This is a genomic window from Marivirga aurantiaca (assembly GCF_016679925.1).
Classification (GTDB): Bacteria; Bacteroidota; Bacteroidia; order Cytophagales; family Cyclobacteriaceae; genus Marivirga; species Marivirga aurantiaca.
The window spans coordinates 45,600-70,244 of record NZ_JAEQBW010000009.1; the positions used below are offsets into that span (position 1 = coordinate 45,600).

Sequence of the window (24,645 nt, forward strand, 5' to 3'; positions counted from 1 at the left end):
TGTTGTTTGAAAATTTAATATAATAAAATTCATGTTAAAGCTATATGGGTTTTGTTTAAATGGTTGATTCTTGATTTAGTTAAATTTTTATTTTTAAATCCAATGTTAATTAAATGTTAATTATTTTCTGGCTATTTTTAATCTATAATTAATGGTAGGATAGAAAAGTTTATAAATAAGTAGGCGTAATTTTGAACTGAAAAACAAACAAAGAAGATGAAAAGAAATTTACAAAAAATTTATGGTTTGACGATTGTTTTGATGCTGTCGGCCGGATGGGCTTTTGCTCAGGGAGTAACTACCGGTGGGTTTTCCGGTAAAGTTTACGATGAAACTGGGGAAATCTTACCAGGAGCCAACGTAATTGCAGAACATGTTCCAAGTGGAACCAAGTATGGTGCAGTAACTAATATGGATGGTAGATTTATTATACCCAATGTTAGAGTGGGTTCACCTTATACCCTAACAGTTTCTTTTATTGGCTATGCTACTAAGTCTATAACAGATTTAAATGTGGGTTTAGGCCAGTCAACAACAATAAATATAGAGATGAGTTCTGATATTGAACAGTTGGGAGAGGTTGTGATTAAAGGTGAAAGAAATCCTATTTTTGATGCTGATAGAACTGGTGCTACTACTAATTTGGATAACAAGCAAATTAACGCTTTGCCAACAATTAATCGTGACATTAACGATTTCACTAGATTAACTCCTCAATCAAATGGAACTTCATTTGCAGGTAGAGATAATAGATTCAACAATTACACAATAGATGGTAACATATATAACAATAACTTCGGCCTGGGATCCTCGCAATTTGCTGGTGGTAGCCCAATCTCATTGGATGTTATTGAGCAAGTACAAGTTAACCTCGCCCCATTTGATGTTCGTCAAAGTGGTTTTACAGGAGCTAATGTTAATGCAATTACTAAATCTGGTTCCAATCAGTTTGAAGGATCAGTTTATTATTACTTAAGAAACGATCAATTGATTGGTGACAAAGTTGGTGAAACTCGATTGAATGTTAGTGATTCTGAAAACCAAATTAGAGGTATCAGGTTAGGTGGTCCGATAATAAAAGATAAATTATTCTTTTTCGTGTCATATGAACAAGAAGAAGAATTTATCCCTGGGTTTAATAGAGAAGCTTCAAGACCAGGTAAACAACCAGATGGCTTAACAGTTTCAAGGGTTCCTGCTGAGCGTTTAGATTTTATAAGAAGTTCACTAATTGACTTATATGATTATGATCCGGGTCAGTACGAAAATTATCCTTTTGCCTCCGAAACTCAAAGATTAAATGCAAGGATTGACTGGAACATTAATCGCGATCATAAATTATCTGTAAGATTTAATCAATATTCTGCCTTTAACGATGTGAGAATTAATGGAAATTCTATCAGATTTATTGATGAAAGATTTAGAAATACTTCTCGTCAGGGAATTGAAGCAATGACTTTCTCCAATTCCAATTATACAAATGATAGAGAAATAACTTCCTGGGTAGGTGAACTTAATTCAAAGTTAAGTGACAAGTTATTTAATAATTTAAATATTGGTTATACATCTGTTACAGATCCTAAAAGAGGGATACCGGGTGGGCAGGCTTTCCCATTTATAGAAGTATTGGAGGAAGATGAGTCAGGTAATGATTTATATTATACCGCAGTAGGTAATGAATTGTATTCTGTAGGTAATTTATTGGAAAACAATACTTTGAATATTACTAATAATGTGAGTTATTTCATGGTAGATCACACCATAACTGGAGGTGTAAACCTTGAATATATGACATTTGACAATGCTTTTAATCCTGCGTGGAATGGCTTTTATAGATATGGTTCTTATGATGATTTTGTAGGTGCTGTAATAGACAGAGATCCTACTATTCAGCCTTTGGCTTGGGCTCAATCTTTTGCATATGATGGAAGTACAACTCCTCCAACCGATCAAACAAGGTTTGGCCAATTAGGTTTGTATGTTCAGGATGAGTTTCAGGTTTCTAATGATTTTAAATTGACTTACGGAGTAAGAGTTGATCTGCCTTTTTATCCTATTGATTTGCCAAGAAATGAAACTTTAGATGCACTCAATAAGGAGTATACTGATATAAATGGCGAAACTTTTACCCCTGATGTGTCTACACTGCCCAAAGTAAAACCATTATGGTCACCAAGAGTAGGCTTTAACTGGGATGTATTCGGAAATAAAACTACTCAGTTAAGAGGTGGAACAGGAGTTTTCTCAGGTAGAATACCTTTTGTTTGGCTCTCCAATCAGGTAAATGGTAATGGAGTAATCAGAGGTGGTATTGGATTAGACAGATCCAGGCTTCTTAATCCAGGAGATGAAGGGTATGAAAATGATTTTGATAACGACCCAAGACCTTTTTCTCCTAATGTGAATGAATACAGACCTGACGGTACAAGTGCACAAGCGCAATTAGGTAGTGAATTGAATATTACGGATGAAGATTTTAAGTTGCCACAAACTTGGAGAACAAATTTAGCGGTTGATCAAAAACTTCCTTTTGGAATAGTAGGTACGCTTGAATTTATTTATAACCGTGATATTTCAACTCCAATAGCATATAACCCTGTTTTAAGAGATCCTGACGGAACTTTAAATGGGCCTGATCAGAGGCCTTATTGGGATGGATCTTATTCCAATGATCCTGACTTCAGAAATGTTTTCCAACTAACAAATGCGAATAAACAAGGTGACTATTATTCTGCAACTATCCAGTTAAGAAAATCTTTTGAGTCAGGTTTAAATACAAGTTTGGCCTACACAAGGTCAAGAGCAAGAGATTACGGATTAGAAGGTGGGTCACAAGCTATCTCACTTTGGTCTGCAACTGTACAAGAAGACAGAAATGATCCGGAAATCAGTTATACAAGATTTGATCAGCCAAACAGAGTAGTAGGTTTTATTTCTTATGCAATGAAAAATACTACATTATCTATTTTCTATAATGGTGGAGAGGCTGGTAGATTTAGCTATACTTACTCAGGAAATTTCGGAGATAATTCCGCAAGACTTTTATATGTTCCTAATGATGCTTCAGAATTAAATTTCCAAGAATTTACATCTGATGGTGTAACTTATACAGCTGCAGATCAAGCCGCAGCTTTAGATCAGTATATTGATCAGGATCCTTATTTGAGCTCAATAAGAGGTCAGGTTTCTGAAAGGAATGGGGCGAAATTACCATGGGTAAGTTCATTTGATTTTAGATTGGCTCAGGATATTCCATTGGCTGATAAGAATAAATTGCAATTAACTTTCGATATATTGAATGTTGGTAATTTACTTAATTCTGAGTGGGGTGTGCCTGATGTTTCCTTCCAGAATAATTTATTAAACTATAGAGGTAGGGATGCTAGTAATGAGCCTATTTATAGAGCTAACTTTGTGAGTGGTACTACTGATTTCCCAATTGAATCGTATAGATTTTCTACTAGTTTAGCAAATACCTGGAGAGGTCAGATTGGTATCCGTTATATCTTTGGAGGCTAATTGAGATGATTATGTCATAAAAATCCCATTCCGATATTATCGGGATGGGATTTTTTATTTCCACTCACGTACAACTATCACCGTTGATGATAAATACCTACTCAAAGGAAACCTTATCACTTTTATTTTAGTTAGGAAGCTTCGTATGTTTGTACATTAATTAGTTTATTCTTCCATCAACGTTTATGAACAAATCAGGCAAAAAGCTTATTTCAATAATTGCAATTATTGTTGTTTTAGCTGTTATTATATACTTTAACCAATCAGGGTCCAATGAAGGAGCCATATCTAAACCTTCAGATACTGCACAATCTGCAGATACCAGGATAAGTGTAGATGCACAAGTAGTAAATTTTGAGACTTTTGAGGAACAATTGGTACTGACAGGCTCTTTATTGGCGAATGAATCTGTGGAACTTGCCAGCGAAATATCAGGTAAAGTAGATAGGATCTATTTTGATGAAGGACAATATGTGAAAAAAGGACAAATCCTGATTGAAACAAATGTGGCAGAACTAAGAGCAAATCTTAAGCGCTTAAAGTATACTTCGGAACTAAATAAAGAAACTGAAAAGAGGCAAAAGCAATTGTTAGAAAGAGGAGCCGTAAGTCAGGAAGAATATGATATTGCCTTTACTCAGTTAAAAACCAATGAAGCGGAAATACAATCCCTGGAAGCACAAATTGCAAAATCTCGTATTTCTTCCCCTTTTTCAGGTTATGTAGGACTTCGCTATATCAGTGAAGGAAGCTATATAACACCGGCCACTCAGATAGCCTCTTTATATAATACTAACCCTATAAAAATACAGTTTGCGATACCAAGCAGGTATAGTACAGTAGTAAAGCAAGGCAATGAAATTACCTTTACAACGGAGGCTAGTTCTGAAGAAAGAAAAGCAACTGTTTATGCAATTGAACCACAAATTGACCCTGTTACACGTACTTTAACAGTAAGGGCCAAATGTCCGAATCCTGATAATGAATTAATTCCCGGACAGTTTATCCGTATTAATTTAACGCTTGATAGTAATCCGGAAACTATTTTAGTGCCTACTACAGCTATTATGCCAAAATCGGAGGGGCATCAGGTCTTTACTATTAACAATGGGCAGGCTTTTGTTCATGATGTGGAACTGGGAGTAAGAACCTCCAACCGGGTAGAAATATTAAAAGGTATAGAAACTGGTGATACAGTGGTTATTGCAGGAGTACCACAATTGAAAGACCGTGCTGAAGTAAAGATTAAAAAACTAGAAGGAGGTAAAGAATAATGGCATCATTATCCAAAGTAAGTATTCAAAGACCTGTTTTAGCCATAGTGCTATCTCTGGTGATCCTTATCTTCGGAGCTATTGGCTTCAATTTCCTGGGGATAAGGGAATATCCATCAGTAGACCCTCCCATTATTACAGTATCTACTGATTATGCTGGGGCCAATGCCGATGTGGTAGAATCCCAAATTACAGAACCACTGGAAGAGGCAGTAAATGGTATTGCAGGAATTCGTACAATCACCTCGACAAGTGCAGAAGGGCGTAGTCAAATAAGGGTAGAATTTAATCTGGGAGAGGATTTGGAAGCGGCAGCCAATGACGTTCGTGATAAAGTATCAGGAGCTATAAGAAGATTGCCCGATGATGCTGAACCACCCTCAGTTAACAAGGCAGATGCAGATTCTGATCCTATAGTATTCCTGAATATCAATAGTGAACAGAGGAGTTTATTAGAGCTTTCTTCTATCGCAGAAAATACATTTAAAGAGCGACTACAAACTATTTCAGGAGTAAGTGAAGTGCGTATATGGGGAGAAAAACGATATGCCATGCGCTTATGGATGGATCCATTGAAGTTGGCCGCTTATCAGTTAATCCCTTTAGATGTATTAAATGCCGTAGAATCACAAAATGTAGAGCTCCCCTCAGGAAGAATCGAGGGTGATATGATTGAGCTTGTAGTAAAAACGCAGGGACAATTAACTTCAGTAAAGGATTTTAATGATTTGATCATAGCAGAATCAGAGGGGAGTTTTGTTCGCTTTTCAGATGTTGGGTATGCAGAATTGGGCGCGCTTAATATGCGAACAGTATTGAAACGTGATGGCGTGCCTATGGTAGGAGTGGTGTTGATTCCCCAGCCCGGCAGTAATAGTATTGAAATTGCAGATGAGTTTTACAAAAGGTTGGAGGAAATAAAAAAAGATATGCCGGAAGACATCAGCCTGGAAATCGGGTTCGATCAAACGGAGTATATCAGAGAATCTATTTCCGAAGTACAACAGACCATCTTAATAGCACTTGTACTGGTGATATTAATCATTTTTGCATTTCTACGTGACTGGAGAACAACCATAATCCCGGTAGTTACCATTCCTATTGCATTAATAGGTACTTTCTTTGTGATGTATCTCGCAGGATTCAGCATTAATGTATTAACACTTTTAGGAGTTGTTCTGGCCATTGGTTTAGTGGTGGATGATGCCATTGTTGTGCTTGAGAATATCTACACCAAAGTAGAGGAGGGAATGAAACCTATGGAAGCAGCTATCAAAGGGTCCACGGAAATATTTTTTGCGGTAATTGCCACCACAGTTGCTTTGGTAGCTGTATTTATGCCCGTAATATTCCTGGAGGGAATTACTGGTCGATTGTTTCGGGAATTCGGGATAGTAGTAGCGACTGCAGTGATAATTTCTTCCTTTGTTGCACTCTCTTTAACTCCCATGATGAGTAGCAGGATTTTGAAAAAAAGAGAAAGACAAAACTGGTTCTACAGAAAGACTGAGCCCTTTTTTCTTTGGTTGAACAATGGCTATTCGAGATCATTGGATTCATTCATGAAGGTCAGATGGCTGGGAATTGTTGCCTTCTTAGGTGCAGGAGTATTAATTTATGTACTCTTTCAAAACCTGCCCTCCGAATTGGCCCCGCTGGAAGATAGAAGCCAAATTTCAGTAAATGCCACTGGTCCTGAAGGGGCTACTTTTGAATATATGGATGAGTATGTGGATAAATTGGTAGAAGTGAGCATGGAGAACTTACCTACCGATGGTTTGATTTCTGTGACCTCACCTGGATTTGGTACCAGGGGGGCGAATTCTGCATTTATGCGAATACGATTGGCAGATCCGGAAGATAGGGAGAAATCCCAGCAAGAACTTTATGAAGAATATATTCCTTTATTAGCAGAATATCCAGCGGCAGAGGCTTTTGCTTTCCAGCAACAGACAATTGGCGGCAGAAGGGGAGGGTTACCTATTCAGTATGTAATTCAAGCTACATCACTTGAAAAATTACAGAGTAAGCTGCCTGAATTTATGGAGAAGGCAAAAGGAGATCCTACTTTTACAGTAGTGGATTTGGATTTGAAATTTACTAAACCTCAGATTGATATTCAGATTGATAGGGAAAAGGCCAAATCATTAGGTATTTCTGTAGTTGACATTGCCCGTACCTTACAATTAGGGTTAAGTGGACAGCGATTTGATTATTTCATCATGGATGGGAAACAGTATGAAGTAATTGGCCAGGTACAAAGAACTGATCGCAATGATCCTGTTGATTTAAAATCATTATATGTACGAGCCAGTAATGGTCAGATGGTGCAATTGGATAACCTTGTTTCCTTAGGGGAGTCTTCCACACCTCCATCCTTGTATCGTTATAACAGGTATATCTCTGCTACAGTTTCCGCAGGTTTGGCACCAGGCAAAACTATTGGAGATGGCGTGGAATCTATGGATAGAATTGCAGATGAAATATTGGATGAGACCTATTCCACGGCATTAACAGGTGCTTCTTTGGATTTCTTCGAGAGCTCATCAAGCTTATTGTTTGCCTTTGCTTTTGCTATCATCTTGATCTATCTGGTTTTGGCAGCACAGTTTGAAAGTTTTAGGGATCCTGTTATTATTTTATTTACTGTTCCATTGGCAGTAGGAGGATCGTTTTTATCTCTCTGGCTTTTTAATGAAACACTTAATATTTTTAGCCAGATTGGTATTATTATGTTAATTGGCTTGGTTTCAAAGAATGCTATCTTAATTGTAGAATTCGCCAACCAGAAAAAAGCACAAGGATTTGAGCTACAGGAGGCCATCACAGAGGCTGCTAAATCTCGTTTTAGGCCTATATTAATGACTGCCCTGTCCACTATATTGGGTATTCTTCCAATTGCTTTGGCACTAGGGGCAGGTTCAGAAAGTAGGGTTTCAATGGGGATAGCCATTATTGGAGGGTTGATTTTTGCCACCGGCCTTACTTTGTATGTTATTCCGGCCATTTACTCTTATATGGCAAGCAAAAGTGCAAGATTGGCCAGGGTGGATTCCTGATTTAATTGTAGCCAGGGTTTTTTAAAACAGGATAGTCAGATTTTAAATATTGTTGATTAAATGAAATATAAAATTACTTTTATTGCTGCTTTATTTGTATCTCTTATTGGGGTGCAAATTCAGGCTCAGGAAATCCTGACTTTTGAAGATGTAGTTGAAATAGGTTTACAGAATAATTTTGATATTAAAATCAGCGAGAATAATCGCGAAATTGCCAATAATAATTATAGTGTAGGAAATGCCGGTTTCCTGCCGACTTTGGATATTCAAGCTGTTTATGCAGGAGATAATAATCTTCGGTTTCAGGGTACAAGCGCATCGGATTCAGTATTTGTAGTGAGAGACGTCCGTTCAAATAATTATGGTGCCAGCGCCACCTTAAATTGGGTGTTTTTTGATGGTGCAAGAATGTTTGTAACCTACGATAAATTAAATGATATAAGGGAACAGGCTCAGTGGGATGCAAAAGGAATAGTGGAAAATACGCTTAGCAATATTCTTATTGCTTATTATACTATTATTAATGAGAAAAGTCGCTTTGATATTTTAGAGAACACACTGGCTTTATCTCGCGAACGCCTGCAAATTGCAGAGGAAAAATATAAATTGGGTAATTTTTCCAAATCCGAATATTTGTCAGCTCAAGTGGATTTCAACGCGGATCAATCGGCCTATATCTCTCAAAAAGGTGCTTTAAGTGATGCCAAAGTTCAGTTAAATGTACTATTGGCAAGGGATGCGGAGCAAGTATTTACTGTAGCAGATTCTATCATTACAATAGACGGCTTTTTTGAAATAGAAAAGCTGAGAAACAAATTAAGGGAAGAAAATTATAATTTAATATCTTCCAGAATAGGCTTAAAAATAGCTGAAAAAGAAAAAAATGAAATCAGGACAGAACTGCTTCCTCAATTGGCATTTAGTGCTACATCTGGTTTGGGGCGGTCAAATAATCCTATAGGGTTTTTAAGAGCCACAGAAAGTACTTATTTAAATTATGGCTTTACTGCTTCCTGGCGTATTTTTGATGGGTTCAATAGAAACAGAAGGGTTGAGAATGCTATTATTACCAGGGATAATCAGCAAGTTTCGTTAGACCAGTTAAAGAATGAATTACTGGGACAGCTTGAAACTCAATATGTTCTTTATCAAAACAGGTTGGAGCTGATTCGCCTTGAAGTTAAAAATGTTGAGGTTGCCAAAGATAATGCTGAAATAGCCTTGGAAAGTTTTAAAGTAGGAAGAAGTAACTCATTGGCTTTCAGAGAAGCTCAGTTAAATGCAGTGCAGGCAGCTGGCAGGTTATTAAATGCCTTGTTTGAAGCTAAGCTTGCTGAAATCGAAATTCTAAGAATTACAGGTACCACTATCACTGAATACTAAAGATATTTTCAAATTACCTTCTAATAGCCCTTAATGCAGTTTGTAATATAGCTATACAGTTACTGCAGCTATCCTATTTTTATAAATGAGCAGAAATTTCATCTAATTTTCATCAAAATGATCGATCATCTCAAATGATATGTAGGAGGGATCATTATTTTAGGTCCAAAAGGCTGAAAACCATGGAACTTGTGATACTGTGGGATTATAATCAGAGACAATAAAATCGCATGATTTTTGTTCTATCCCCCTATATATAAATAAGGATTTATCGAAAAAATCAAATTTATATAGCTATAGATCCTACATTTACGTATATTATTTATTGGAAAAATGAAGGCTGTATAAAAATAATACGGTCTTTATGAAAGAAAAATATGACTTTACTAAAGAAAATACTCTTATTATCATTAGTTACTTTATTCTTTTTGTCATTTCAAGCCTGTTCTCCAAGAAGTGATAATAACTCACCAGAAATATACAGCTATGCCATTGATCCGGTAGAACTAGATATCAATGAAATCAAAGAAAGAGGATATTTAACAGCTATTGTAGATAACAGTGCCACAAGTTATTTTATCTACAAAGGTCGGCCAATGGGCTATGAATATGAGATGCTGAAGTGGTTTTGTGATGATATAGATGTTGAATTACGGATTATTATTACCAATGACATAGCAGTTGCCCTTGAAAAATTAAATCGAGGAGAAGCTGATGTAGCTGCTTTTAACCTTACTGTTACCAAAGAGCGGAAAAAATATGTAGACTTTACTGAGCCTTTGTATCTGGCTCGTCAGGTGCTAGTTCAGAAAAAACCGGATAACTGGCGCTCCATGAAAATACATCAAATTGAGAAGCTGCTTATAAGGGATCCTATTGAGTTAATAGGAGAAAAAGTTTATGTCAGAAAAAACTCTGCTTTTGCTTCCCGCTTATCCAATTTATCTGATGAAATAGGGGGCGATATCATTATTATTGAAGATAGTAGTAGTGTGGAAGTAGAAGAGCTTATCCGGATGGTGGCGGAAGGAGAAATTAAATACACCGTTGCAGACGAGGATGTTGCTATGTTAAGTGCCACTTTCTATCCTGTAATTGACGTGAAAACACCCATTAGTTTTTCGCAAAAGATAGCCTGGGCCATACGATCCAATTCTGATTCTTTGGAATCTACCATTAATAATTGGCTGGAAAGGAAGCAGAAAACAACAGACTATTATGTGGTCTATAATAAATATTTTAAAAACTTAAAACGATCGGCCAATAGGTCCTACAGTGAATTTTCATCAGTTAGTGGTGATAAATTATCGCCTTATGATGAGGAAATAAAAGAAACAGCAAGTACTATTGGATGGGATTGGCGCCTTTTAGCATCTTTAATTTATCAGGAAAGTCATTTTGACCCGAATGCTTCTTCCTGGGCAGGTGCAAAGGGTCTTATGCAGTTAGTGGAAAACACGGCAGAAGAGTTTGGAGCGGTTAATTTGAATGACCCTAAGGAAAGCCTGATGGCAGGAGCAGCTTATATTAACTGGCTTCAAAAGACCTTGAGTAAATCTATTGAAGATAGCGTGGAGCGTCAAAAATTTATTCTTGGGGCCTATAATGTAGGAATTGGTCATATTGAAGATGCCAGAAGGCTTACAAAGAAGTATGGTGGTAACCCGGATGTGTGGACTGACAATGTGGCCAAATACCTGCTCTATAAGTCCAAAAAGAGATACTATTCAGATCCAGTGGTGAAATACGGATATTGTAGAGGTGCTGAACCAGTAAACTATGTGGATGAAATTTTAAAACGATTTAAACAGTATAAGCAATTATTAAAAAAACCGGAAGATCAGAATCTACAGGCTAATAATTCTGTATTTTAGATATCAACCGTAGCTCGAATTAAATAATAGAACCAAAGCTCAGATATAAGAGAACAATATAATTACCCATATGACATCTATTGATAAACTTTACTCGGAATATACCAAAGAGCGAAATATAAAGCTCAACAAAGAACAATTTGTATATATTGTTAATTTGTTTCCCGCCTTGCGTGTGGTTTTAAGTGACGGAATTGTGGATAAAGATGAGTGGATAACAGTGAAAAGATTGGCCAAAATATTAGGAGATGAATTTGCTACAGAGGATTTGGGAGAAGAAAAGGAAGAAAATCTAATGCTTATTTATAAAGCAGAATTTCGTTATTTAATTAAGAACCTTGGCATGTGGGAAAGTAAATTTTTAAAAGCACTTAAGGAATACTTTGAGGAAAATGAGTCTTCTAAAGAATTTGTTTTGGAAACAATGTATTTATTTGCCCATGCATCAGATGGTGTGTCAGAAGAAGAGGATAATGCCATCGATTACCTAACTTCTGAACTGGGACTTGATAATACTGTAATTTGATTAATGGCAGCAGGTTATCGCTAAGGATTTCCTGTTCTTAGTTAAGAAAAAATTTCTGTAATGTTTTTAACACCTTTTCACCCTCTTCTTGTTTCCCTTCCATTATTCTTGTGAAGATTCTTTGATGCTCAGTAGAAATCTCAGTATCATAACTTACTCCACCGTTTTTAAGCTTTTTTGAGCCCATGTGCCAACTGGGAAATGTTTTCTCTTTGATAGGTGAAAGAGAAATCATTATACAGTTTTCATGCCTGCTGTCTCCTTTAATTTTATCATAAAGGCTCATGATGGTTTTCGACTCACCCTCAACCAACTGGATGAATTTTGTGTCGGAGTATAATAAAATACCAGTAATATCTAATGGAGGATTGTTTTTCTTACAAGAATCCAGGATTTTCTCAATCTCTTCTTCGGTGCAATTGGTTTTTCTTTTACTTACGTATACAAGTTGCGATAACATATTATTATTATAGGTTTTAATGTTAAACATTAACTTGTCTCCAATTAATATTGTTTATCTCAAGCTCTTACGAATCGATGAACAAGTCCTTAGAAGGCTTTAAGCTTGTCAATTATTAGATGTGAATCAAGTTGCTGCCAATTCTCGAGAATGCCAGGTCGGCTCATTATTTCATCCATAATGGTTTGTTGTTTCTTACCGGTTTTGAGAGCATCAGAGTAGCGCATATCACTAAAAGTAACCATGGAATAGAGAGGAATCCATTGGTCAGGGAATTTTTCATGAAGCATAGCCTCTATTTTCTTTTGTACGAGGAATTTTTCATCTGCTACTAAATCGCGCATTTCTACAAAATTATGAAGTGCCAAATCTGAGATGGCATCTGCATCAACTTTTCTCATTTCCTCATAAAGAGGCAATGCTTTGTCCCAATCATCTGAATATTCTTCCAATAATTTATTCAATACAAAACAATCTTCAAAGCCAGCATTCATTCCCTGCCCATAAAAAGGAACTATTGCGTGGGCTGCATCACCAATTAACACACAATTATTTTTTACCCATGGAAAGCATTTAATAGTGACTAATGAAGAGGTTGGGTTTTTAAAATATTCTTCTCCAATGTTTTTTATATACTCAAGGCTGTCGGGGAAAGTCTCACTAAAGAAAGCACTCACTTGCTCCGGAGTTTGCAGGCTCTCAAAAGAGGGAGTTCCCTCAAAAGGAAAAAACAAGGTACAGGTAAAACTTTTATCTAAATTGGGAAGGGCAATTAACATATACTTTCCTCTTGGCCATATATGTAAGGCATTGGATGCAATAGCAAAATCACCGGATTCTGTTGGGGGAATTGTCAACTCTTTATATCCATGAGGAATGTAATACTGCTCATAATTATACCTGTTAGTTCCCACCATGGCCTGGCGCATTTGAGAGAAAGCCCCATCAGATCCAAAAATTAAATCGAATTGGTGGGTAATATTTTTTTCAGGGGTGGCAAATTCAACATGAGTATTATCAAGGCTCACATTTTTAGATGTGTGTTCAAAGTTAAGCTCTACGCCAACTTCTTCTGCTTTACTAATTAGGATTTCGTTGAGTTTCCCTCGGGAAACAGAATTGATAAACTGTCCTTCTTTGCCATAGGGCTGGAAAGTTAATTGGCCATCAACACCATGCATCATCCGCCCTTCCATCGGCAATAATATTTTGCTTACTTCATCAAATACTCCGACTTCTTTTAATGCTTTAATTCCTCTTCTGCTTAAGGCCAGATTAATCGATCGTCCAGATTCATTCCCTGCTTTACGGATGTCAGCCCGCTTCTCAAACATACTTACTTTATACCCTCTTTTTCTGAGATAAATGCTCAATAACGCACCTACCAGGCCTGCGCCTAAAATGCCAATATGCTTTACTTGCCTGCTCAAATTATTTCTGTTTTAGGGCCTCCAATGATTCTTTCAAAATTTTTGAAAATTGATATTGTTCTTCGAAAGTGTTGTATAAAGGCACGGGTGCCAATCTTATTACATCTGGCTCACGCCAATCTCCTAATATACCACGATTCATCAATTCATCAAAAAGTGCTTTGCCATATTTTAAGGTAAGTAAGGATAACTGGCAACCTCTCTCTTCAGGATTTTCAGGCGTAATGAGTTCGAATATCTTTTCTTCTTTATTTACTTCCTTTATCAAATATTCAAGGTAACCCGTCAATAAAACACTTTTCTTGCGTAAAGCTTCCATTCCTGCCTCTGCAAAAATTTCCAATGAGGCTATGTGTGCAGCACCACCTATTATATTTACATTACTTAGCTGCCAACCATCGGCTCCCTCCATTGGAATAAAACCTTTTTTCATCTTGAACCTTTCCTGTTCGCTATGGCCCCACCAGCCGGCAAATCGTGGGATTTCAGGATTGTTACCAAATCGTTCATGTACATAAATACCGGACACATTCCCAGGGCCGGAATTCAAATATTTATATGTACACCACGTGGCAAAATCCACATCCCAATCATGTAACTTCAGATTAATATTTCCTGCAGCATGCGCCAAATCAAAGCCTGCATAAGCACCTGCTTTGTGGGCAGCTTCCGTAATAGCTTTTAAATTGAAAAACTGACCGGTATAATATTGTACTCCACCAATCAACACCAAAGCCAATTCTCCGCTATGCTTTTGAATGGTTTCAATAATATCTTCAGTTCGCAAATTTCTTTCTCCTTTTCTAGGAGCTATTTCTACAAGGGCTTCTTTCGGGTCAAATAATTTGTTGCCACCATGATAGGCGTGCCAATTTAGTTGAGATTCAAATACGTATTGGTCAGAAGGAAATGCACCTGCCTCAACTATAATTTTATATTTTTTGGCTGTAGGCCTGTAAAAAGACACCATCAGCAAATGCAAATTGACTGTGAGGTTATTCATAGATACCACCTCTTCAGGCTTTGCCCCCATAATTGCAGACAGGCTTTTTTTGCTATAGGTATGAAAGTGATACCAGATATTATCTTTTTTCGGGTTGAAATGTCCTTCCACTCCAAAGAGCTCCCAATCTTTTAATTCTTTTTCAATAAAAGAACGCGTACGTTTTGGCTGTAAGCCGAGTGAATTACCCGTATAATAAATTACCTGTTTCCCATTGATCACTGGTATATGAAATTCATTTCTATAATTCTTTAAAGGATCTTGCTGATCCATTTTTTGAGCAAATTCTCTTGAGTTCTCGTAAACTTGATTCATTTTTTGTTTTAAAATTTAATATACTACTGCTTCCAGCTATATGATGCGAGGTAAATCTTATTTATGGCTATCAGCACTTTAAAAGCTATTTGACAAATAGATTAAGCTGTTTATGATGTTCTGTTTCTATTAACAGCCTTTTCCTTTCCCGCCCACCTACATATCCGGTTAGTTGTCCTTGGGCACCCACCACTCTGTGACATGGGATCAATATCGGTAATGGATTTTTCCCTATCGCATTAGCTACCGCTCTTACTTTTTTTATATCTCCTAATTGAGCTGTAAATTTACCATAGCTGATGGTTTTTCCGCAGGGTATTTCATTTAATTTCTGCCAAACTTCCAATTGAAATTCGGTGCCTTTTAGATCATAAATTAGCCCCAGAAGGAACAGTGATTTTTTTCTCATCTCTATGAAATATTCCTCTATTTATTTCTTAGCAGGCACCTTTTTGCACACTAATATTGCTAAATTAGCTAGCAGGCGTCAGGCGGTTACAAACCGTCTGACGCCTCTCAGCATCCTCTTGCGTCAGAAGGCTATAAGCCGTCAGACGCTTTAAGAAATTTTGATTATTGAATGACATGCTGTTCCTGGTGTAGCCCTAACCATTTCAAGGCATTCTGACCCAATAATTTTCTTTTAATCTCATCACTGAGATGACTTTCCTCAATCAGCTTGCCAGGCTCTAGCTCTCCTAGGGGGAAAGGGTAATCTGTACCCAGGGCAATCATATCTTCTCCCATTGTTTTTACCAAAAATTCCAGACTATTGGGGTCATGCACCAATGAATCCACATAAAATTTTCCAATATAATTCTTCGGATGATGAGGGTTGTCTATGGCGCAAAGGTCTGGCCTTACATCGAAACCATGGCCTATCCGGCCGATAGTGGATGGGAAGGATCCGCCTCCATGAGCAAAAGCTACTTTAAGATTGGGCAACCTTTCAAATACTCCTCCAAAAATCATTGAACAAATCGCCCTGGATGTTTCAGCAGGCATGCCTACCAGCCATGGAAGCCAGTATTTTTTCATTTCATCTTTGCCCATCATGTCCCAGGGATGAATAAAAATGGATGCTCCTAAATCTTCTGCTGCCTGAAAAACGGCAAAAATTTCCGGGGCTTCTAAATTCCAATCGTTAATATGCGTACCAATTTGAACTCCGGCCAGCCCTAATTCTTTCACACATCTTTCTAATTCTTTTATGGCCAGATCAGGTGCCTGCATAGGCAAAGTACCCAGACCAATGTACCTATCGGGATAACGTGCTACCACCGAGGCAATATGATCATTCAAAATCATGGAAAGATCCTGAGCATGATGTGGTTTTGCCCAATAACTGAACATTACCGGCACAGTAGAAAGTACTTGCACATCTACATTGTGATGGTTACAGCTTCTTATACGTACCTCGGGATCCCAGCAATTATCTTCAACCTCACGAAAGAACTTGTCATCCATCATCATCCGGGCACAACATGGTTTATGGTGCTCCAGACTAATAAATCCTCCATATCCATATCTTTCTTTCAAATTAGGCCATGTTTTAGGCAGGATATGGGTATGAATATCTATTTTCAGGGGTCTTTTATGCGCTATCTCACTAACTTTTTCCATTTTACACAAATCTTAGATCGGTCTCCATTACATGCCCACAATTATTGCAGGTTCTTAATTCTTTTGAGCCGTAAAATTCTTTAAATCTTGGTATAAAATCTTTTTCAATATCCTCCAATGGAAAGTATGTTTCATGAAGTTTATTGTTACAGTTATCACAAAACCACATCAGGCCATCTTTCATGGGAGTACCTTTCCTTTTTCGCTCTACTACCAAGCCGATTGAACCCTCTTTTCGCATGGGGCTATGCGGAGTTTTGGCAGGGCATAAAAACATATCACCAGGGCCTAAATCCATGGAAACAGCTTTTCCTTCATCCTGAACTTTTACTGTTATTTCTCCTTCTAACTGGTAAAAAAGCTCTTCAGTTTCATTATAATGGTAATCTTTACGGGCGTTGGGGCCACCTACTATCATAACAATATAGTCATCCGCCTCAGTATATAAGTTTTTATTACCAACAGGTGGCTTGAGTAAATCGCGGTGCTCATCTACCCATTTATTTAAGTTGAAAGGTTTATTAATAGCCATGCATTCAATAATTAATAGGTGAATTTTAAGCTAAAATTTAGCTCTTGTTTTGTTTATCTTTTAAATTTAGTGAAATTAAGATTCAGAATAAAACCTCCGGAATAATTATCAACAAAGGTTTCTGGTAAATTAATCTCACTCGGAGTTCGTTTTAATAAAAGTGTATTATGGCTACCTACGTAAACAGGTCGTCAAATAATATTCAGATAATCTGCAAAAGAGCTTTTATCTTAATTATTAAATCAAGCTAAAATTATCCGTAGTTTTGATAAAGGGGCTGGTTTATTCAACATTCATATTGAAATGAGCATGATTCCTAAAACACCAACCGAGGATGAATATTTGGACATGCGAATTCCATGTGGCAACTAAAAATCAATTATATACACATGAAAGAAATATAAAATGGATTTAAAATTAACAGGAAAAAGAGCGTTGGTTTGTGGTAGTACGGCAGGAATAGGAAAAGCGATTGCAATTGCTTTAAGCAATGAAGGTGTTTCAGTTACATTAATGGCAAGGGACAAAGATAAACTTACTAAAGTGAAAGGTGTTTTGTCCGCTAAAGAGCAGCAAGATCATCACATTATAGTGGCTGATTTTAATGATCCGGAAACGGTGAAAAATGAAATAAAAGAATACTGTCAATCAAACCAAATTGACATCTTAATAAATAATACAGGGGGGCCTAAGCCCAATCCTATTCATGAGTCTTTGGCTAGTGATTTTTTGCAGGCCTTTCAACAGCACCTGATTTGTAATCAGCATTTGGTGCAGGCTGTATTGCCAGGAATGAAAACTGCTGGCTATGGTAGGGTAATTAATATTATATCTACATCGGTAAAACAACCTATTGCCAATCTTGGAGTTTCCAATACAGTGCGCGGAGCAGTGGCCAGCTGGTCAAAAACGCTTTCCAAGGAATTAGGTGGGTTTGGGATCACTGTCAATAATGTGTTGCCGGGCTTTACAATGACGGGGAGATTAGAATCAATCATTCAAAAAAAGAGCAAGGATTCAGGAAAAAGCCTGGAGGAAGTAAGTGCTGAAATGCATACACAAATACCTGCGGGAAGATTTGCCGAACCTCATGAAACAGCTGATGCGGTGGTGTTTTTAGCTTCTCCAAAAGCATCTTATATCAACGGAGTGAATTTGCCTGTAGATGGTGGCAGGTTGGATTGTTTTTAATATGGAAAAAATACAGAATTACATTAATGGAGAACTGAGAGCTCCTGCATCCGGAAAATATATGGAAAATATTAATCCGGCTACTGCTGAGGTTTTCTCACTGGTTCCGGAATCTGATCAATCAGATTTAGAAGTAGCGATTCAATCAGCTCAGGCAGCTTTTCCAACATGGAGTCAAACTGATGTGGCGGAAAGAGCAGCCATTATGGTTAAAATTGCTGACCTTATTTCTCAAAATTTAGAGGAATTGGCAATGGGCGAAACTACAGATACTGGTAAACCACTGCAATTGGCAAGCACTGTGGATATTCCCCGTGCAAGTGCCAATATGCGCTTTTTTGCTCATGCCATTACACAATACAAGTCTGATGCGCACAGCATGCCCGATGCCATTAATTATACTATGCGGCAACCTATAGGTGTAGTAGCTTGTATTTCTCCATGGAACTTGCCTCTCTATTTATTTACATGGAAAATTGCCCCGGCACTGGCTGCGGGAAATTGTGTGATAGCCAAGCCTTCAGAAATTACTCCTTATACAGCCTATCTGTTTAGCAAACTTTGTATTGAAGCGGGTTTGCCTCCTGGAGTACTTAATATTCTGCACGGATTAGGTGGTGACATAGGAAATGCCATTATTGAGAGTCCTCAAATAAAAGCTGTTTCCTTTACCGGTGGCACTGCTACAGGAAGAAAAATTGCTTCCATTTCAGCCCCAATGTTCCGTAAGCTCTCGCTGGAGTTAGGCGGAAAAAATCCTGCTGTGGTTTTTGCAGATTGTGATTTGGATAAGACAGTTGATGCTTTAGTAAAAGCTTCCTTTACCAACCAAGGGGAAATTTGTTTATGCGCTTCAAGAATTTTAGTTGAGCAATCCATTTATGCGGGTTTTAAAGAGCGGTTTGTAGCTAAGGTGAAATTGCTAAAAGTAGGGGATCCTTTGGAGAATGAGACTAATCTGGGAGCTATTGTTTCCCGGGGACATTATCAGAAAATAAAGTCCTATATAGATTTAGCATTGGAAGAGGGTGGTGCAATGCTTTGTGGCGAAGAAATCTCCACCACCAATGAAAGATGTAAAAACGGCTTTTTCTTAAGCCCTTATGTTTTTGAAAACCTAAGTCCTGATTGCCGGGTCAATCAGGAAGAAATATTTGGCCCTGTAATTACTTTGACTCCTTTTGACAATGAAGAGCAAGCATTGGAAATGGCTAATAATTCTGCTTATGGTTTAGCGGGCACTGTCTGGACCAATGATTTAGGGAGAGCTCATAGAGTGAGTGCCCAATTGGAAACCGGCATAGTGTGGGTTAACTGCTGGATGAAAAGAGATTTACGCACGCCATTTGGCGGAATGAAAGCCAGTGGCCTGGGCAGAGAGGGTGGTTTTGAAGCATTAAATTTCTTTACAGAAAGCAAGAATATTTGTATAGCGCATTGATGGATATAATAGGAGCTATAAAGATAGAAGTAGAAATATGATCAATTAAAAATCGATCATCAGCCCTTCAAATGTTTGATTTCCTTATCAAAATCAGAAATAATTTTTTGTGTTTTGTTAAATTGGTCATATTCTGTACCTGCTTTTGAAATAGCTTCGCTGTGCGAGATTTTCCCTTTACCGTCTAAGATCTTGAATTCATTAAAGTTTAGGAACTTATCTACACTTTTCGCTAAACCTTCCATTGTAAAAGTGTTTTCTCGCTCTATCAAATTCTCTATGTAATCAAAATAGCCTGTCACTGTACGTTCCAATCGCTTTATTTCTTTTTCATCCAGATAGTTTTTGGCAATGGAGGTATCGGATTTTAAAATCCTGCCTTTGGGAGCATTTTTCCAGGTGGTCAATCCCATATTTTCCTTGGATGCGCTGGCAGTTGCATAAATAATTTCTGCTGCTGTTTGTCCTGTAATGGCAAAGTGGAACTTGTTTTGAACCATCACATAAAAATGCTTAGTAATTTCAGATTGAGGGTTGTAATCAATACTACACTCTGCAAAAATATCTGTAATTTGCTGGTAAATTCTACGTTCACTTGCCCTAATTGAGCGAACTCGTTCTAATAATTCTTTGAAGTAGTCTTTGCTAAATACTGCTTCGCCTTGTTTCAATCTTTTATCGTCTAATACAAACCCTTTAATAATATATTCTTTAAGGGTCTTAGTCGCCCAAATTCTGAATTGCGTGCCTCTTTGCGATTTAACACGATACCCAACAGAAATGATAACATCAAGAGAATAGAACTTGACAGGTTTGTCAGAACCACTAATGTGCAAATTTTGCACATTGCTTTTTTCTTCAAGTTCACCTTCCTTAAAAACCTTGCCTATATGCTTGGTAATCACACTTCTTTCGCGGTCGAAAAGTTGGCTCATTTGTTCTTGTGAAAGCCAAATAGTTTCATTCTCCAATAATACATTCAGTTTCACTGCGCCTTCTGGCGTGGTATATAATATAAAATTGTCCTGTTTTGGTTCTAATTTATTCATCTCTTCATTACAAGCAGCTAATCAATGTAGTTATTCTTCTATAGCCACTAAATTAGTCAATTTTATAGTACAGCTCGAATGATTGAGGAAATTCAGCGTTGAACAATAGCTCATTTGTGACGAAAAGCCATATTTGTTGTTTGTACCGGATCAATTTCTTTTTTTGTTTGAATGAGTGAATTAATCACAGCACCTCACACCCATTCCCATTAATCCCCGAGCAATATACTTTATTAGCTATTCCTAAATTGTTATAGAAATTAGCAAATAGCAGCGCAATTTCCTCAGCCTTTATTTTGCCCTCTGTAAAGGCAAAAATTGAGGGGCCTGAGCCGGAAATGCTACAGCCAATGGCACCATTTTCCAAAGCCAGTTTTTTCGCTTCTTTATAGCCCGGAATCAGGAAGGAACGAATAGGCTCAGCGATTAAATCGTTCATGCTGGCACCAATTAGCGTGAAATCATTCCCCATCATCCCAGCAACAAGGCCAGCTACATTACCGCATTGTTTGATCACAGCATCCAACCCTAACTCTTTCTTTAGTACTTTTTTGGAGTCGGAAGTCTTTACCTCTATTTGAGGATGGACAATAGCAATATGCAAATTTTCAGGAAAGGGAATATTGAAGACCTGTAAAGGTTCGTAACCTTTAATTATGGTAAAGCCTCCCAAAATGGAAGCTGCCACATTATCAGCATGAGCTTTTCCTGAAGTAGCTTTTTCGCCTAACATGGCAAATTGAATCAATTCTGTCTGTGAGAATGGTTTGCCCAACAACTCATTTAAAGCAAATGCAGCACCTGCCGCACTGGAACCACTGCTTCCCAGGCCACTTCCGGGCATTACATTTTTATGAATGCGAATATCCAGACCTCTTTTTATTTTTTGCTGTTTCAACATTTCAATTGCTACTATCCCGGCAATATTTTCTTCGGCTGTGGTGGGCAAGTCTGGAAATCCATCAATTGGATGGATATGAATCCCTTTCTTGTCCGTCCATTGCATTTCTATCGTATCCCCAATATTTTCAAGTGCTAAGCCAAAAATATCATAGCCCGGACCTACATTGGCGATAGTGGCTGGTGCAAAAATCTTTATTTTATCCATTTTTAATTTTTTATAAAGCGCAGATATTAAATTAATTCTCCCTAAAAGTATTGGCAATCCGCATAATGTCACCAAAAATACCGGAAGCAGTTACATCCGCTCCTGCCCCGGCACCTTTCACTACCAATGGTTGCTCCGGATACCTTTTTGTGGTGAACAATACGATATTATCTTTTCCTTCCAAATTGTATAACGGATGAGATTTTTCAATTAATCTTAAGCCTGTTTCTGCTTTGCCATTTTTGTAAGTCGCGACATATTTCAACTTTTTACCGGCTTCTTCTGCTTCTTTCATTTTCTTCTGAAAAACTGCTTCATGCTTCTCTAGCAGTGAAAAAAAATTATCTACTGTAACTGCCTTCATACATTCTTCGGGGATAAATGGTACTGCCTCAATGTCATCCATTTCCATTTCGAAACCGCTTTCCCTCAAGAGAATTAAAACCTTCCTTTTTACATCCACGCCACTTAAATCTATCCTTGGATCAGGTTCTGTATAGCCTTCTATTTGTGCTTGTTTTACTACTTCCGAAAATAATGATTCCTCGCCATCATAATTATTGAAAATAAAATTCAGACTACCTGATAATACGGCTTCAATCCCCAATATTTCATCTCCACTTTTAATCAGATCATTCAATGTATTAATGATGGGCAAGCCGGCACCCACATTCGTTTCAAAATGAAAGTGGCTTTTGTAGCGCAAGGCAACAGTTTTCAGCTTTTTATAGTCTGCATATTTGCCAGTACAGGCAATTTTATTAGGCGTTACCACTGAAATGCTTTTTCTTAATACAACATCATAAGTTAAGGCAATGCTTTCCTCAGCAGTATTGTCAATGAATATACTATTACGTAGGTTCATGTTAATCATTTGCTCTAAAAACAGATGGGTCTCCATTTTTTGAGCTTTTTCTTCCAAATAGGAAAATGGAGTGGTTAAGTCAATGCCTTCTTCTTCAAAATGCATTTTGCGGGAATTGGCAATGCCCACTATCTTTAAATCCAGGTGATGTTTTTCTTTCAGGTATTCTGTTTGTAAGTCAATTTGTTTTAATAGCGCTTTCCCCACATTTCCAGTACCTACTACAAATAGGTTTACCCGTTTAATGTCTGACAGAAAGAAACTTTCATGTAAGCTGTTCATGGCTTTTTTAATTTGATTTTTCTGAATGACAGCGGAAATATTCTTCTCGGAAGAACCCTGGGCGATGGCGATGATGTTGATGCCATTATTTCCCAAAATACTTAACATCCTGCCACTTACCCCAATTTGCTCTTTCATATTTGATCCCACCAGTGCCACTATGGCCAAGTCAGTATCAATTCTTAATGGATTCAGCTTTTGCTGACGAATTTCTTCAGAGAAAGCACTTTCAATGGCTTCTTTTGCTTTTTGCATTTCTTCCTGATCAATGGCTACACAAATGGAATGTTCCGAGGAAGCTTGTGTAATAAGTATGACTGAAATTTGTACTGAGGCCAGTGTTTCAAAAAGTCGGTATGAAAAATGCGGAATGCCCACCATACTACTTCCTGATAAATTGAGTAAGGCGATATTTTCTATACAGGAAAGCCCTTTGATAATTTGCCCGTTTTTCTTTCCCAATCCGTGAATTTTAGTGCCGGGATCTGTCTTTTTGAAGGTATTTTTGATGAAAACCGGTATTCCTTTCCTCAATACAGGCTGAATAGAGGGTGGATAAAGCACTTTAGCACCAAAATGTGTTAGCTCCATGGCTTCTTCGTAATCCATTTCTTCTATCACATAGGCATTGGGCACCCATTGTGGGTTGGCTGTCATCATTCCGCTTACATCGGTCCAGATTTCTATGCATGGCGCATCCAAAGCGGCTGCTATAATTGCAGCGGTATAATCAGAGCCTCCTCTGCCTAATGTGGTGGTTTCACCATTAGAAGCAGATGCCAGAAAGCCCGGACATACAAATATTTTAAATGGGGCAACAAAATAATCCAAAATGGCTTTGTTGGTTTCCTCAAAGTAAACATTGGCTTTCCCGTGCTGCTTATCAGTATGAATAAATTGTTTGGGGTCCGCTAATGCTACACTTACTTCACTTTCCTGAAGAAAATAAGTGATAATTCGTGCTGAAAGTATTTCACCATAGCAGCTGATTTTATCCAATGTTTTGTTAGAGATTTCCCGAACCAAAAATACACCTCTCAGGATGTCTTCCAATTCATTAAGCAATAGCCGGAGTTGCCCCATAATAGGGCTTTGATTTTTTAAATCAATTAATTGCTGGGCCGTTTCTATATGTTGCTCAACAATTTGTGTAAGTATTACCTGATAGCTTTCATCTCCACTTGCTGCCAGCTTACTGGACTGAATTAAACGATTAGTAACACCGCCAAATGCGGAAACTACTACCACGGTAGAATCTTGAAGTGATTTTTCTTGTATGATTTCCTTTACAAGACGAATATTATGAGGGGTACCTACGGATGTACCTCCAAATTTTAAAACCTGCATGTTTAAATTGGATTAAAGTAAAATTCTTAAAACTTGAATTGATTTTGCGAAGCCCTGCTTCTGGGATGATATGTAAATTTTAACCCCGAAAAGGGGTAATTGTAGTAGCTGTGAATGTGAAAGAAATGCACGCAATACTTCTGTTACACTGAGCAGTGTTGGCTGTAATTTGATTGCGATATTGATTAATATTCTTAAACATTTTACTGTTGATGATGGAAAACTAAGGTTTTATTTTTTAGAAATAAAGTATTTTGATTAAAAAGATTGTAAAATCTGATGAATAGGAAATAAAAGAAGTGAGTAGTAATGAAAGGGGAAATATATTAGTGAGGAGTTTCAGAAAGGTCAGTAGTTTTTTGCA

The 24,645-nt window shown here is 37.5% G+C and carries 17 protein-coding genes; 8 read left to right on the forward strand and 9 right to left on the reverse strand.

Annotation, left to right across the window (positions count from 1 at the left end; all coding sequences use genetic code 11):
- Positions 1–216 precede the first annotated feature (216 nt).
- From JKA74_RS16255 to JKA74_RS16280, 6 genes are all read left to right on the forward strand, one after another.
- The gene (locus JKA74_RS16255) at positions 217–3,519 is read left to right on the forward strand and encodes a TonB-dependent receptor (protein ID WP_201432283.1); all 3,303 of its coding nucleotides are present in this window, start codon (positions 217–219) and stop codon (positions 3,517–3,519) included.
- A 185-nt stretch (positions 3,520–3,704) separates the two neighbouring features.
- Positions 3,705–4,793 (forward strand): efflux RND transporter periplasmic adaptor subunit, encoded by a 1,089-nt coding sequence (locus JKA74_RS16260; RefSeq protein ID WP_201432284.1) that lies wholly within the window; start codon positions 3,705–3,707, stop codon positions 4,791–4,793.
- Positions 4,793–7,852: an efflux RND transporter permease subunit gene (locus tag JKA74_RS16265; RefSeq protein ID WP_201432285.1), complete on the forward strand. Its 3,060-nt coding sequence runs from the start codon at positions 4,793–4,795 to the stop codon at positions 7,850–7,852. Before JKA74_RS16260 ends, JKA74_RS16265 begins: the two co-directional genes overlap by 1 nt.
- 60 nt (positions 7,853–7,912) lie before the next feature.
- Positions 7,913–9,235 (forward strand): TolC family protein, encoded by a 1,323-nt coding sequence (locus JKA74_RS16270; RefSeq protein WP_201432286.1) that lies wholly within the window; start codon positions 7,913–7,915, stop codon positions 9,233–9,235.
- 377 nt (positions 9,236–9,612) lie between these two features.
- A complete protein-coding gene (locus JKA74_RS16275; protein WP_201432287.1) occupies positions 9,613–11,109 on the forward strand; it encodes an MltF family protein in 1,497 nt (498 codons plus the stop codon).
- 70 nt (positions 11,110–11,179) lie between these two features.
- Positions 11,180–11,635: a hypothetical protein gene (locus JKA74_RS16280; protein WP_201432288.1), complete on the forward strand. Its 456-nt coding sequence runs from the start codon at positions 11,180–11,182 to the stop codon at positions 11,633–11,635.
- 37 nt (positions 11,636–11,672) lie between these two features.
- On the opposite strand, the gene JKA74_RS16285 is transcribed toward JKA74_RS16280, so the two are convergent.
- From JKA74_RS16285 to JKA74_RS16310, 6 genes are all read right to left on the reverse strand, one after another.
- Positions 11,673–12,095, reverse strand: coding sequence for a BLUF domain-containing protein (locus JKA74_RS16285; RefSeq protein WP_201432289.1), 423 nt, complete (start codon positions 12,093–12,095; stop codon positions 11,673–11,675).
- Between the two features lie 89 nt (positions 12,096–12,184).
- Positions 12,185–13,525, reverse strand: a complete 1,341-nt coding sequence (locus tag JKA74_RS16290) for an FAD-dependent oxidoreductase (RefSeq protein WP_201432290.1) — start codon at positions 13,523–13,525, stop codon at positions 12,185–12,187.
- A 1-nt stretch (position 13,526) separates the two neighbouring features.
- The gene (kynU, locus tag JKA74_RS16295) at positions 13,527–14,843 is read right to left on the reverse strand and encodes a kynureninase (RefSeq protein ID WP_201432291.1); all 1,317 of its coding nucleotides are present in this window, start codon (positions 14,841–14,843) and stop codon (positions 13,527–13,529) included.
- 85 nt (positions 14,844–14,928) lie between these two features.
- The gene (locus JKA74_RS16300) at positions 14,929–15,252 is read right to left on the reverse strand and encodes a methylated-DNA--[protein]-cysteine S-methyltransferase (RefSeq protein ID WP_201432292.1); all 324 of its coding nucleotides are present in this window, start codon (positions 15,250–15,252) and stop codon (positions 14,929–14,931) included.
- Positions 15,253–15,416: 164 nt separating this feature from the next.
- Positions 15,417–16,466 carry an amidohydrolase family protein gene (locus tag JKA74_RS16305; protein WP_201432293.1) on the reverse strand — a complete coding sequence of 350 codons (1,050 nt, stop codon included), beginning with the start codon at positions 16,464–16,466 and terminating at the stop codon, positions 15,417–15,419.
- A gap of 1 nt (position 16,467) precedes the next feature.
- The gene (locus tag JKA74_RS16310) at positions 16,468–16,998 is read right to left on the reverse strand and encodes a 3-hydroxyanthranilate 3,4-dioxygenase (protein ID WP_201432294.1); all 531 of its coding nucleotides are present in this window, start codon (positions 16,996–16,998) and stop codon (positions 16,468–16,470) included.
- A gap of 405 nt (positions 16,999–17,403) precedes the next feature.
- Here JKA74_RS16310 and JKA74_RS16315 point away from each other — a divergent pair, with 405 nt between their 5' ends.
- Together JKA74_RS16315 and JKA74_RS16320 are read left to right on the forward strand one after the other, a co-directional pair.
- Positions 17,404–18,189: an SDR family oxidoreductase gene (locus tag JKA74_RS16315; RefSeq protein ID WP_201432295.1), complete on the forward strand. Its 786-nt coding sequence runs from the start codon at positions 17,404–17,406 to the stop codon at positions 18,187–18,189.
- 1 nt (position 18,190) lies between these two features.
- A complete protein-coding gene (locus tag JKA74_RS16320) occupies positions 18,191–19,630 on the forward strand; it encodes an aldehyde dehydrogenase (RefSeq protein ID WP_201432296.1) in 1,440 nt (479 codons plus the stop codon).
- Positions 19,631–19,689: 59 nt separating this feature from the next.
- Here JKA74_RS16320 and rhuM read toward each other — a convergent pair whose 3' ends face one another.
- The 3 genes from rhuM to thrA form a co-directional block, all read right to left on the reverse strand.
- Positions 19,690–20,679 (reverse strand): virulence RhuM family protein, encoded by a 990-nt coding sequence (gene rhuM, locus JKA74_RS16325; protein ID WP_201432297.1) that lies wholly within the window; start codon positions 20,677–20,679, stop codon positions 19,690–19,692.
- Between the two features lie 184 nt (positions 20,680–20,863).
- The gene (locus JKA74_RS16330; RefSeq protein ID WP_201432298.1) at positions 20,864–21,787 is read right to left on the reverse strand and encodes a homoserine kinase; all 924 of its coding nucleotides are present in this window, start codon (positions 21,785–21,787) and stop codon (positions 20,864–20,866) included.
- A gap of 31 nt (positions 21,788–21,818) precedes the next feature.
- Positions 21,819–24,281, reverse strand: a complete 2,463-nt coding sequence (gene thrA, locus JKA74_RS16335) for a bifunctional aspartate kinase/homoserine dehydrogenase I (RefSeq protein ID WP_201432299.1) — start codon at positions 24,279–24,281, stop codon at positions 21,819–21,821.
- Positions 24,282–24,645 lie beyond the last annotated feature (364 nt).

Coding starts and splice junctions, on each gene's coding strand:
- JKA74_RS16265 (WP_201432285.1), top strand. CDS start 4,793: ATGGCATCATTATCCAAAGTAAGTATTCAAAGACCTGTTTTAGCCATA.
- JKA74_RS16255 (WP_201432283.1), top strand. CDS start 217: ATGAAAAGAAATTTACAAAAAATTTATGGTTTGACGATTGTTTTGATG.
- rhuM (WP_201432297.1), bottom strand. CDS start 20,679: ATGAATAAATTAGAACCAAAACAGGACAATTTTATATTATATACCACG.
- JKA74_RS16275 (WP_201432287.1), top strand. CDS start 9,613: ATGACTTTACTAAAGAAAATACTCTTATTATCATTAGTTACTTTATTC.
- JKA74_RS16300 (WP_201432292.1), bottom strand. CDS start 15,252: ATGAGAAAAAAATCACTGTTCCTTCTGGGGCTAATTTATGATCTAAAA.
- JKA74_RS16280 (WP_201432288.1), top strand. CDS start 11,180: ATGACATCTATTGATAAACTTTACTCGGAATATACCAAAGAGCGAAAT.
- JKA74_RS16305 (WP_201432293.1), bottom strand. CDS start 16,466: ATGGAAAAAGTTAGTGAGATAGCGCATAAAAGACCCCTGAAAATAGAT.
- JKA74_RS16310 (WP_201432294.1), bottom strand. CDS start 16,998: ATGGCTATTAATAAACCTTTCAACTTAAATAAATGGGTAGATGAGCAC.
- JKA74_RS16270 (WP_201432286.1), top strand. CDS start 7,913: ATGAAATATAAAATTACTTTTATTGCTGCTTTATTTGTATCTCTTATT.
- JKA74_RS16320 (WP_201432296.1), top strand. CDS start 18,191: ATGGAAAAAATACAGAATTACATTAATGGAGAACTGAGAGCTCCTGCA.
- kynU (WP_201432291.1), bottom strand. CDS start 14,843: ATGAATCAAGTTTACGAGAACTCAAGAGAATTTGCTCAAAAAATGGAT.
- JKA74_RS16285 (WP_201432289.1), bottom strand. CDS start 12,095: ATGTTATCGCAACTTGTATACGTAAGTAAAAGAAAAACCAATTGCACC.
- JKA74_RS16260 (WP_201432284.1), top strand. CDS start 3,705: ATGAACAAATCAGGCAAAAAGCTTATTTCAATAATTGCAATTATTGTT.
- thrA (WP_201432299.1), bottom strand. CDS start 24,281: ATGCAGGTTTTAAAATTTGGAGGTACATCCGTAGGTACCCCTCATAAT.
- JKA74_RS16315 (WP_201432295.1), top strand. CDS start 17,404: ATGGATTTAAAATTAACAGGAAAAAGAGCGTTGGTTTGTGGTAGTACG.
- JKA74_RS16330 (WP_201432298.1), bottom strand. CDS start 21,787: ATGGATAAAATAAAGATTTTTGCACCAGCCACTATCGCCAATGTAGGT.